The sequence below is a fragment of the Skermanella sp. genome, assembly GCF_059503625.1.
Genome location: NZ_JCACHA010000717.1, coordinates 1 through 11,056, shown reverse-complemented (window position 1 = coordinate 11,056; position 11,056 = coordinate 1). Strand labels below are relative to the sequence as shown.

General features: G+C 65.9%; 12 protein-coding genes. 9 read left to right on the top strand and 3 right to left on the bottom strand.

All coding sequences use genetic code 11. The features are described 5' to 3' along the window. On the bottom strand, window positions 1-1,228 hold a 1,228-nt coding region (locus tag AC5JJ6_RS24140), incomplete at its 3' end, for an NAD(+) synthase (RefSeq protein WP_496044503.1). A 190-nt stretch (window positions 1,229-1,418) separates the two neighbouring features. Here AC5JJ6_RS24140 and AC5JJ6_RS24135 point away from each other — a divergent pair. Genes AC5JJ6_RS24135 through queG form a run of 5 tightly spaced genes read left to right on the top strand, consistent with a single transcriptional unit; the run spans window position 1,419 to window position 5,947 of the window. Beyond that, window positions 1,419-2,162, top strand: a complete 744-nt coding sequence (locus AC5JJ6_RS24135; RefSeq protein ID WP_496044502.1) for a hypothetical protein — start codon at window positions 1,419-1,421, stop codon at window positions 2,160-2,162. A 49-nt stretch (window positions 2,163-2,211) separates the two neighbouring features. Then, window positions 2,212-3,246, top strand: coding sequence for a tRNA preQ1(34) S-adenosylmethionine ribosyltransferase-isomerase QueA (gene queA, locus AC5JJ6_RS24130; RefSeq protein ID WP_496044501.1), 1,035 nt, complete (start codon window positions 2,212-2,214; stop codon window positions 3,244-3,246). After that, complete coding sequence (gene tgt, locus AC5JJ6_RS24125) at window positions 3,243-4,475, top strand: tRNA guanosine(34) transglycosylase Tgt (protein WP_496044500.1); 1,233 nt, start codon at window positions 3,243-3,245, stop codon at window positions 4,473-4,475. Before queA ends, tgt begins: the two co-directional genes overlap by 4 nt. Next, window positions 4,456-4,920, top strand: a complete 465-nt coding sequence (queF, locus tag AC5JJ6_RS24120; protein ID WP_496044499.1) for a preQ(1) synthase — start codon at window positions 4,456-4,458, stop codon at window positions 4,918-4,920. Before tgt ends, queF begins: the two co-directional genes overlap by 20 nt. Beyond that, window positions 4,907-5,947, top strand: a complete 1,041-nt coding sequence (gene queG, locus AC5JJ6_RS24115) for a tRNA epoxyqueuosine(34) reductase QueG (RefSeq protein WP_496044498.1) — start codon at window positions 4,907-4,909, stop codon at window positions 5,945-5,947. The genes queF and queG overlap by 14 nt, the downstream gene beginning before the upstream one ends. Before the next feature lie 36 nt (window positions 5,948-5,983). On the opposite strand, the gene AC5JJ6_RS24110 is transcribed toward queG, so the two are convergent. Further along, on the bottom strand, window positions 5,984-6,196 hold the full coding sequence (locus AC5JJ6_RS24110; RefSeq protein ID WP_496044497.1) for a hypothetical protein: 213 nt from the start codon (window positions 6,194-6,196) through the stop codon (window positions 5,984-5,986). Window positions 6,197-6,299: 103 nt separating this feature from the next. On the opposite strand from AC5JJ6_RS24110, the gene AC5JJ6_RS24105 reads away from it, so the two are divergent. Then, complete coding sequence (locus tag AC5JJ6_RS24105; RefSeq protein ID WP_496044496.1) at window positions 6,300-6,731, top strand: VOC family protein; 432 nt, start codon at window positions 6,300-6,302, stop codon at window positions 6,729-6,731. A 153-nt stretch (window positions 6,732-6,884) separates the two neighbouring features. Next, the gene (locus tag AC5JJ6_RS24100; RefSeq protein WP_496044495.1) at window positions 6,885-7,091 is read left to right on the top strand and encodes a hypothetical protein; all 207 of its coding nucleotides are present in this window, start codon (window positions 6,885-6,887) and stop codon (window positions 7,089-7,091) included. A 214-nt stretch (window positions 7,092-7,305) separates the two neighbouring features. Here the strand turns inward: AC5JJ6_RS24100 and AC5JJ6_RS24095 are convergent, their stop codons facing one another. Then, window positions 7,306-9,435, bottom strand: a complete 2,130-nt coding sequence (locus AC5JJ6_RS24095; protein WP_496044494.1) for an ATP-binding protein — start codon at window positions 9,433-9,435, stop codon at window positions 7,306-7,308. 296 nt (window positions 9,436-9,731) lie between these two features. On the opposite strand from AC5JJ6_RS24095, the gene AC5JJ6_RS24090 reads away from it, so the two are divergent. Both AC5JJ6_RS24090 and AC5JJ6_RS24085 read left to right on the top strand, forming a co-directional pair. Beyond that, window positions 9,732-10,781, top strand: a complete 1,050-nt coding sequence (locus tag AC5JJ6_RS24090) for an NAD(P)/FAD-dependent oxidoreductase (protein ID WP_496044493.1) — start codon at window positions 9,732-9,734, stop codon at window positions 10,779-10,781. Next, a complete protein-coding gene (locus AC5JJ6_RS24085; protein WP_496044492.1) occupies window positions 10,778-10,957 on the top strand; it encodes a DUF1289 domain-containing protein in 180 nt (59 codons plus the stop codon). The genes AC5JJ6_RS24090 and AC5JJ6_RS24085 overlap by 4 nt, the downstream gene beginning before the upstream one ends. The last annotated feature ends 99 nt before the right edge of the window (window positions 10,958-11,056 follow it).

Sequence of the window (11,056 nt, the reverse complement as noted above, 5' to 3'; positions counted from 1 at the left end):
TGTGGTCGCTGGTGGCGAAGCCCGGCATCGTATAGGCCAGGATGTTGGAGCGCGGCAGGCCAAGCCTGTCCATCGCGCGGGCGGTCACGATCAGCGCGTGGGTCGAATCCAGACCGCCGGACACGCCGATGACGGCCCTCTCGGTATGCGTGGCGCTCAGGCGCTGGACCAGTCCCGCCACCTGGATGTTGTAGGCCTCGAAACAGTCCTGCTCCAGCCGCGCCGGGTCGGCGGGGACGAAGGGGAAGCGCTCGACCTTGCGTTCCAGCCCGATATCCGTCATCGGCGGGTCGAGCTTGAACGGGACGTGCCGGTAGGCATCGGACGCTATGCCCCGCCAGCGGCGGTTGTCGTCGAAGCTGCCCATCCGCATCCGTTCCTGGCGCAGCAGGTCCAGGTCGATGTCGGCTACCGCGATCTGGTCGCCTTCCGGGAAGCGGCCGGTCTCGGTCAGGAGTTCGCCGTTCTCGGTGATGGAGGTCTGGCCGTCCCAGGCCAGATCGGTGGTGGACTCGCCCGCCCCGGAGGCGGAGTACAGATACGCCGCGATGCAGCGGCCCGATTGGCTCTTGCACAGCAGCCGGCGGGTGTCGGCCTTGGCGATGGTGATGTTGCTGGCCGACAGGTTGGCGAGCACGGTGGCGCCGGCCAGCGCCGCCTGGGAGCTGGGCGGGATCGGCACCCAGAAGTCCTCGCAGACCTCGGCATGGACGACGAAGCCCGGCACATCTTCCGCCGGGAACATCAGGTCGGGGCCGAACGGGACGGTCTGGCCGCAGATCCGGATCTCGCCGCCCTCGGTCCCGGCGCCCGACGCGAAATGGCGCTTCTCGTAGAACTCCCGGTAGTTCGGCAGGTGGATCTTGGGCACGGCGCCCAGGATGCGGCCCCGGTGGATCGCTACCGCGCAGTTATAGATCCTGCCGCTGACATGGCGGAGCGGCGCTCCGACCAGAAGCAGCGGCATCAGCTTCGCCGAGCCGTCGGCGATCACGCTCAGGGCTTGCTCCACCGCATCCAGCAGCGGGTCCTGGAGCAGAAGGTCGTCGATCGCATAACCGGAAACCGCCAGTTCGGGAAGGATCGCCAGGGCTGCGGACCGTTCGTCGCAGGTCTTGGCGACGCGCAGGACGGCTTCGGCATTGGCGGCGGGGTCGGCGATGGAGCACCGCATGGTGCAGGAGGCGACCCGCGCAAAACCGTGACGATAAAGGGAGCGGAACGTCATGGGATCTTCCGGAACTAACGGTATGGGACAGCTTGAAGGCGACAACAGCTTAGCGGCAATTTCGTCGTCATGCGAAGGCGATTGATCGAACGCGCCGGCCTGATCCTGGGTGGCTAAATGAAAATTGTGCAAAACGAGGCCTTCCTGTGCGATTATGCCGTTTGATCGCGGCTGTGGCGGTGGGATGTCGATGGATGCACCTGACGGGTCTTCCGAGCGGAAGACCTTCACATTTCTGGCGGGCATAGCGGCGCTGGGCCTCACTCTGGCGGTCGGAGTCAACTTCGCCGTCGCCAGTCTGGCGCCGCCGCGCGTGCCATTGTCCAAGACTTCGATCTTCGATCCCGACCTGCGCGGCGCCGTGACGAACTACCCGGAAGCCGTCAGGGAGATGCGTACCGTCTTCACCACCACGACGCCGCAGGGGACGCGGACGGTCACCAACTGCGCCGATTATCTCAAGCTTCTGGACCAGGGGGTCCGCTCGCTGGTCGTCGATCCGACCGACGCGCACAGCGCCTATGGCAATTGCCCGCTGCTGTTCGTTCTCCGGCAGGCGCGGGAACCGGCGACGTATCTGGCCCCGCTGTCCCAACTGGCGCGCACCGTGGCGGAGCGGCTGGATGCCACGACGCTGGACGACAGCCTGCGCCCTTTTCCGGCGTCAGATAGGCCGGGAGCGAGGCCCGCGCGCAACCGCTTCGTCGTCGATGAGGAGCGGATGCGGATCTCCGTACCGGACGGCAAGTGGTCGATGACGATCCTGGCGTCGGGCAGCTTTTCCGGCGACGGTCTGGAAGACGTGGCCGTGCGGATCGAACAGGGCAAGGCGCGGCACTACACGATCCTGACGCCGATGCCCAACGGCAGTCTGGGGGCGGTATCGCCGGAGAGCCTGGCGCTGACCAGCAACATCCCCGTGCGTCTACGCTGAGTCATTCGCCTTTCCCAAGGCGCCGGGATGGACTATATCGGCGCTCCTCATGAGAACCGCTGATTTCGATTTCGAGCTGCCGCCCGAGCTGATCGCCGACGAACCGGCACGGCCGCGCGACGCCGCGCGCCTGCTGGACATGCAGGGCGATGTCCTGGCGGACCGCCATGTCCGCGACCTGCCCGACCTGCTGATGCCCGGCGACCTGCTGGTCTACAACGACACCCGCGTCATCCCCGCCCGCCTGACCGGCAAGCGGGGGGAAGTCAAGGTGGAAGCCACCCTCCACAAGCGCGAGGGCGCCGATACCTGGCACGTCTTCGCCAAGCCGGGCAAGCGGCTGCGGGTCGGCGACACCATCGTCTTCGCATCGGACCTGTCGGCCGAAGTGATGGAGAAGCGGGAGACCGGCGACATAGCGCTCCGCTTCTCGGTCGCGGGCGCCGACCTGATGGCGGCGCTGCACCGCCATGGCGTCATGCCGCTGCCGCCCTACATCCGCCGTCGCGACGGCGCTTCGGCCAAGGACGCCGACGACTACCAGACCGTCTTCGCCGCCCGCGAGGGCGCCGTCGCCGCCCCCACCGCCGGCCTCCACTTCACGCCGGAACTGCTGACCCGGCTGGAAGCACGGGGCGTCCGGCGCGTGCCGGTGACGCTGCATGTCGGGGCCGGCACCTTCCTGCCGGTCAAGGTGGACGATATCCGTGACCACCGCATGCATGCGGAATGGGGCGAGATTTCCGAAGATACCGCGCGGGCGATCCGGGAAACGCAGGCAGCCGGCGGCAGGATCGTCTCGATCGGCACCACGTCGCTGCGCCTGCTGGAAACGGCGGCGGCGGACAATGGTACTATCGGGCCGTTCAGCGGCGACACCGACATCTTCATCACGCCCGGTTTCCGCTTCCGGGCCGTGGACCTGCTGCTGACCAACTTCCACCTGCCGTGCTCCACCCTGTTCATGCTGGTCTCGGCCTTCGCCGGGATGGAGCGCATGCGGGCCGCCTATGCCCACGCCATATCGTCAGGCTACAGGTTCTATTCCTATGGCGACACTTCATTGATCGGGAGAGCGCCATGACGGCGACGGATTCTGGGTTCCGGGGCTTGGGTTTCGACGTGCATGCGACCGACGGCATGGCGCGGCGCGGCACGCTGACGACCGCCCACGGTACGGTGGAAACGCCGGCCTTCATGCCGGTCGGAACAGCCGGGACCGTCAAGGGCATGATGCCGGGGTCGGTCAAGACCACGGGCGCCCAGATCATCCTCGGCAACACCTATCACCTGATGCTGCGCCCGACCGCCGAGCGGGTCGCTCAGCTCGGCGGCCTGCACCGCTTCATGAACTGGCACGGCCCGATCCTGACCGACAGCGGCGGGTTCCAGGTCATGTCGCTGTCCGACCTGCGGAAGATGAGCGAGGACGGCGTCACCTTCAAATCGCACCTGGACGGCAAGCGCCACCACCTGACGCCCGAGCGGTCGATGCAGATCCAGCACCTGCTGGACAGCAACGTGACCATGTGCCTGGACGAATGCACCGCCTTCCCCGCCACCCACGAGGTCGCGGAGAAGAGCATGAAGCTGAGCATGCGCTGGGCGCAGCGCTCGCGCGACGCCTTCGTCGAGCGGCCCGGCTACGGGCTGTTCGGCATCGTCCAGGGCAGCGTCTATGCCGATCTGCGGGCGGAGTCGGTCAGGGCGCTGACCGATATCGGCTTCGACGGCTATGCCGTCGGCGGGCTGGCGGTCGGCGAAGGCCAGCAGATGATGTTCGACACGCTGGACGTCACGACTCCCCTGCTGCCCAAGGACCGGCCGCGCTACCTGATGGGTGTCGGCAAGCCCAGCGACATCATCGGCGCGGTCCGGCGCGGCATCGACATGTTCGACTGCGTGATGCCGACACGCTCGGGCCGCACTGGCCAAGCCTTCGTCCGGCGCGGCGTCCTGAACATCCGAAACGCCCGCCATGCCCATGACGACCGGCCGCTGGACGAAAAATGCGGCTGCCCCGCTTGCCGCAGCTATAGCAGGGGCTATCTGCATCACCTGTTCAAGGCGGGCGAGATGCTCGGCCCGATGCTGCTGACGTGGCACAACCTGAGCTATTATCAGGATCTGATGGCGGACCTGCGCCGCGCCATCGCCCAGGGCTGCTTCGAGGAACGCGCGGCCGAGCTGGAAGCGCAACTGCTGCTCGGCGACATCCCCGCTACTCCCGATCCGCTCGCCGCGACTGAATCCGATGACAAGGCCGATGGAGCGGCCGATGAGGAGATCCACAGTGTCCCAGTCGATCTATGACGGATTGACCCAGCTGGGCGGCAACACCGCCCAGCCCGCCTCGCCCGAAGAAGCAGTGCTGGAGCGGGTGCCGAACCCGCATCCGGGCACCGCCTATCTGGTACGCTTCGCCGCACCCGAGTTCACGTCGCTCTGTCCGATCACCGGCCAGCCGGACTTCGCCCATCTGGTGATCGACTACGTCCCCGGCGACTGGCTGGTCGAGAGCAAGTCGCTGAAGCTGTACCTGACCTCGTTCCGCAACCACGGCGCCTTTCACGAGGCCTGCACCGTCGGCATCGCCAAGCGCCTCGTGGACGAGCTGAAGCCGGTCTGGCTGCGCATCGGCGGCTACTGGTATCCGCGCGGCGGCATCCCGATCGACGTGTTCTACCAGACCGGCCCGGTACCGGACGGCGTCTGGGTGCCCGACCAGGGGGTGGCCCCTTATCGTGGACGCGGCTGACAAGCGGGAGCGGATACGCGACCGGGCGCTTGCGCTCGGCTTCGACGCCGTGGGCTTCGCGCCGGCCTCCCTCGGCGACGAGGCGAGGGAGCGGCTGGGCGACTTCCTGGCCCAGGGCCTCCACGGCGACATGGGCTGGATGCTCGAGAAAGCCGACCGCCGGGGCGATCCCCAGGTGCTTTGGCCGGAGGCGCGGACGGTCATCGCGCTCGGCATGTCCTACGCGCCGCACGAGGACCCGAGAGGCCTTCTGGAGCATCCGGACCGGGGCATCGTCTCAGTCTATGCGCGCGGCCGCGACTACCACGACGTGGTCAAGAGCCGGCTGAAGCAGCTGGCTCAATGGGTCCACCGCAGTTTCGCTACGGACGTCAAGGTCTTCGTCGATACCGCCCCGGTGATGGAAAAGCCGCTGGCCGAGCAGGCCGGACTGGGCTGGCAGGGCAAGCACACCAACCTCGTGTCGCGCGAGCATGGCTCGTGGCTGTTCCTGGGCGAGGTCTATACCGCCCTGGAACTGCCGCCCGATCCTCCAGGCGCCGACCTGTGCGGCTCGTGCCGCCGCTGCCAGGACGCCTGCCCGACGGCTGCCTTCCCCGAGCCCTACCGGCTGGACGCTCGCCGCTGCATCTCGTACCTGACGATCGAGCACAAGGGGCCCATCCCCGAAGACCTTCGCCCGCTGATGGGCAACCGCATCTACGGCTGCGACGACTGTCTAGCCGCCTGCCCCTGGAACAAGTTCGCCAAGCGGACCCGCGAAGCGGCATTCCTGCCCCGCGCCGAGCTGACCGCGCCCCGGCTGGCCGATCTGGCGCAATTGGACGACGCCGGCTTCCGGCAGGTGTTCTCCGGCTCCCCGATCAAGCGGATCGGCCGCGACCGCTTCGTCCGCAACGTGCTGACGGCATTGGGAAACAGCGGCGATCCCAAGCAGATCGTCGTGGTCGAGCGGCTGACGGCGGACGGCTCCGAACTGGTGCGCGACGCGGCGGCATGGGCACTGCGGCGGCTGCGGGCGGTCTGACCGCCGTTTCAGCGCTTCAGAAGTCCCTTGAAAACTTCAGCGCTTCAGAAGTCCCTTGAAAACGCGGGCGATCTGTTCCGCCTTTGTGTCTTCGTCAAGCATACGGCGAAGCGCCGCCCGGATTGTGGCGACCCGCTCCGATTGCTCGGAGACCCGGCTCGCGGCCGCATCGATCCGGGCACTCGGCCCTGATGGCTCTGCCGACATGCCGATCAGCAAGTCGAGCTTGGCCATCACGTCTTCCTTCATCACTGCTCTCCAGCTTGGCGCATACGCCATGGTAATCTTACGCCCTACAGGAACAAGCCCTTTCGGGGTAGCCCGCAGACTAGCACCAACCAGGGAGGCTCGAATGAGCGAAACCAACAAGAGCATTCTGTCGCATGTTTCCATCGGCACGAACGACTTCGCCCGCGCCGCCGCCTTCTACGACAAGGTGATGCCCGCCCTCGGCTGCCGCCGCATGGCGGAACACCCCGGCGCGGTCGCCTATGGCAAGGAATACCCGGAGTTCTGGGTCCAGGTCCCGATCGACGGGCACCCCGCCACCATTGGGAACGGCATCCACATCAGCTTTCTCGCCGACTCGGCTGAGGTCGTCGACGCCTTCCACGCCGCGGCGCTGGAAGCCGGCGCCATCGACGAGGGAAAACCAGGGCCGAGGCCGCATTACGGCCCGGCCTATTACGGCTGCTTCGTACGCGACCCCGACGGCCACAAGATCGAGGCAATGTTCTGGGACGCCGAAGCCGGTCTTGCGGCCGAAACCCATCCTGAATTTTAAGTTTACGACCTCATCAGTGAGCCATCTCGAAATCGCAATGCTGACCGTTGAGTCTGGTATACAAAATACGGCATACAGTATTTGACATCAGCGCGCACCCGCAGCATATTTGGTGCAACGCAAGACACTGACATCTCAACTGGAGCCGATACCATGCTGACAGGAACCACTTTCGAAGCCGTCGCCATCCTCGCCCTGATCGCGGCCGCCCACACCGTCATCAGCACGGTCATCGCAAAGCGGCTGTCTGCCGGCGAGAAGGCATCCGGCCAAAACCCAGGAGCCATGGGCGTTTCAGCCACTGTTACTCCGGTTTTCGGCAGCACGCCTGCCAACGATCAGTTCTCCAAGGCCGCCTGATATCGGTCGCGCCGGAAGGCATGGTACGAATTAACTAGACCCTCGGTGCAATTCGGACTTGCCTTGTACTGGATCGTACATTATATGTTGCAGTGCAGCAGCGATGCTGCATACGCCTCTTTGGGCGTTTCCTCCCTAGACTTCGGGCCGCCCTTTTGGGCGGCCTCTTTTTTTGTCCGGAGAGGATTGGTTCAGCCTTGAGCGGCCCTATCGATCAGGCCACGTTGCGGCTGACGCGGTCCGCCGGCAGGCGGATGGTCGCCGTGGTGCCGGAGCCCGGCGAGCTTTCCAGGTCCAAGGTGCCGCCATGCAGGTGTACCAGCGCCTGGGCCAGCGGCAGCCCCAGTCCCGTCCCCTGGGTCTTGCTGCTCAGCGAGCTTTCGATCTGGCCGAACGGAGCCAGCGCCTTGTCCATGTCCTCGGGCGCTATGCCGATGCCGGTGTCGACCACTGTCATCGTCATCCAGCCATCGGTTTCGATTCTGGCCGAGAGCAGGACCTTGCCGCCTTCCGGCGTGAACTTGACGGCGTTGGTGAGCAGGTTGGTGATGATCTGCTTCATCGACAGTTCCTCCGCCCGGACAGCCGGCAGATCGGGCGGCAGGTCGACCTCGATGGTCACATTGCCAAGCTGGGCACGGGGATGGACGAGGCGGACGCTGCTCATCATCACCCGGCCGATATCGATGACGGTGTCCTGCAACTCCTTCTTGCCGGCTTCGATCTTCGACATGTCCAGGATATCGTTGATCAATTCGAGCAGCAGGCGGCCGCTGTCATGGATGTCGTGCGCGTATTCGACGTATTCGGGGCGCCCGGCGGGACCGAACATCTCCTCCATGATGATTTCGGAAAATCCGATGACGGCGTTCAGCGGCGTCCGCAATTCGTGGCTCATATTGGCCAGGAACTCGGTCTTGGCCCGGTTGGCAAGGTCGGCCTGCTCCTTGGCCCGCCGCATGGTTTCTTCGGCGGCCTTGCGCTCGGTGACGTCCTCGACCTTGCCTTCGTAATAAAGCAGGCGGCCGGCGCCGTCGCGCACGGCGCGGGCGGTTTCGTCGATCCAGATCCGCCGTCCATCCTTGCGGACGATTTCAGACTCGAAGCTGTAGATGATGTCCTGCTGTTCCAGCAGCCGGACAAATTCCGCGCGGCTGGACGGATCCACGTAAAGGTGCCGGCTGACGTCCTGAAGCGCCTCCAGAACCTCTTCCGGGGTGTCGTAGCCGTAGATGCGGGCAAGGGCCGGGTTGGCGCTCAGCATCCTGCCGTCGGGCGAGGTTTGGAAAATGCCTTCCACCGCGTTCTCGTAGATGTCGCGGTACTTGCGCTCGCTGTCGCCCAGTGCCGCCGCAGTCCGGTAATGCTCGTCGATCCGGCGCTGGAGTTCGTGATTGGCGCGCTTCAGGCTGGACGCCAGCGCACGGACATCGCGCGCCCGGCGCTGGGTCGTGTTGAGATAGGCCGCCAGCACGGCGGTCAGGATGAGGCTGCCGAACAGGGTCCCCGCCGGCGCGAAGGCGAGCAGCGGCGGCAGCTTGAGTACCGCACCCTGGAACTGGGCGATCCAGACCCGGTCGCCCAGTTCCAGCTTGGAATGGAAGACGACCGGGCCGGCCAGCAAGGCCGGTTGCGTCGCCGGATCGGCGCCAACGCCGTAAAGGGTGATGTCGGGGGCCTGCGGGTCGTAGATTTTCAAGCTGAAGGCAGCCGCTTCGGGAACATCCCCGGATCGCCTGCGGAACAGCGTGTCGAAAGCCGCCAGACCTACCGCTGCGCCCGTGACCGCTCCGTCCCGGCTCTGCCGCGTCGGAACCGCGACGGCAAGGACACGGCCATCCGCCAGACCCAGCGGCGAGCCATCGATCACCGCCGTCGCCAGCGGGCGGCCGGTCTGCGCGGCTGCGACCAGGGCCCGCAAGCCGGGCGAACTTTCGAGCGCCGCCAGTTGTCCTGGCATCTCCCGCGATCCGGCCGTGTAGGAAACCGCTGCCCCGCCAGCCGGGAGAGGAGCCCAGAACAGCAGGTCGACTTCCTTCCCTTCGGGCAGGATATGGTCGATGAAGTCCGAAAATCTCTCCGGCGTGACGGCATCGGAAGCGCCGAACAGCCCGCTCACCGCCCGTACGGTGTCCTCGACGGTGTGGATGCGGCGCTGGATGGTTTCGGTCGTTCGTCCAGCCTGGACTCCCAGGTTGTCGGCAAGATGGGTAATGGTCTGCTCGCGAACCGCGAAGAAAATCGTTACCGAAACGATCAGGCCGACGATAATGACGGCAAGCGTGGTATGGCGGGCCCAACCGGTACGGCCACGCTGCCGGCGCTGCTGGCTATGTGCCGGCACCGTAGATTTCCGATCCGGATAATTGAGCCCTGGAAAGCCGCTTCGGTCCGGTTGTTCGCTCGTACTTATGTTCGACATGCCATCGCTGTTCACTGATCCGGCACCAACTGGCGTAACCATGCATTTAACGAGCGCATTTAACTAGCATTATAAGAAAATTAATCTAACCGGCAACGCCGTGGATGGCATCAGGTTTCTTTGGGCCTGGATGATTGGCCGCAGTGTTCTATTGTCATGCCGGCTACCGGCCACATCGAACGCCGTCCCAAACCGCCGTCCAAGCAAAGGCTTCCGGTATGAACGATCCAGCGGTCATCGAGTTTCCAAGCCAGCGCGCGGTCCCGCGCACGGCCGTCATCGGCGCCGGCCTGTCCGGACTGATCTGCGCCGAACGGCTGATCCGGCAGGGATGGCCCGTCACCGTCTTCGACAAGGGACGCGGGCCGGGCGGACGGCTTTCGACACGGCGCGCCGACGACCTCCGGTTCGACCACGGCGCGCAGTATTTCACCGCGCGCGACCAGCGATTCCGGGATCGTGTCGACGCCTGGGTCCATGACGGCATCGTGGCGCTGTGGAACGGCCGCATCGTCCGCATCGGAAGGGCCGGACCGGAGGGGGAATTGTCGCTGGAGGAGTCGCCGGGCGAGCGGTTCGTCGGCACGCCCGGCATGAACGCGCCGGCCCGCGCCCTGGCGACCGTGGTCGAGCCGCATGCCGGCGTCCGGGTCGCGAGCGTGACGCCCGACGGTCGGCGCTGGCGCCTGGAAGACGAGCGCGGCGGCGATCTCGGCAGTTACGACATGGTGGCGGTCGCGGTGCCCAGTCCTCAGGCGGCGCCCTTGCTGGCGGAGGCGCCCGATCTGGCGTCCCGCGCGGCCGATGCCGTCATGGCGGGATGCTGGACGGTGATGGCGCGGTTCGAACGGCGGCTGGACCTCGGCTACGATGGCGCCTTCGTCACCGGATCGCCGCTGTCCTGGATCGCGCGCGACAGTTCCAAACCCGGCCGGCCCGATGGCGAGGCCTGGGTGCTTCACGCATCGCCGGAATGGTCGCAGAAGCATATCGAGGACGAACAGGATACCGTGATCGAAGCCCTGACCGCGGCGCTCCGCGATCTCGTGGGCACGGCAGCCGCCGTCCCGACCGAGCATCTGGCGGCGCACCGCTGGCGCTTTTCCCTGCCGGTCCATGCCCTGGACGAGGAATGCCTGTTCGATCCGGAACGCGGATTGGGCGCCTGCGGCGACTGGTGCAACGGCGCCCGCGTGGAAGGGGCCTATCTCAGCGGCCTGGTGCTGGCCGAACGGATGATCTCGGCCGCGCAGAGGTCACCGGCTTGACGTTGCACCTGGAGAACGACGCCGTGCCGTCCCCCTGCACACGCGTCTGCGTGATCGATCCGGTATCGAGACTTTGCCGGGGATGCCTGCGGACCATCGATGAGATCACCGATTGGGGCGGCAAATCCCCGGCTGAAAAGCGCGCCGTGCTGGCACGGGTGTTTAAGCGGCGGTAATTTTAATAATTCTCGCGCCTTTGGTCGGTTAAAGCTAAGCGGCACCCTAAATCGACGCGCCTGCTTTTCGGGTGCCGCTTCGATTTACCCGACCTACCG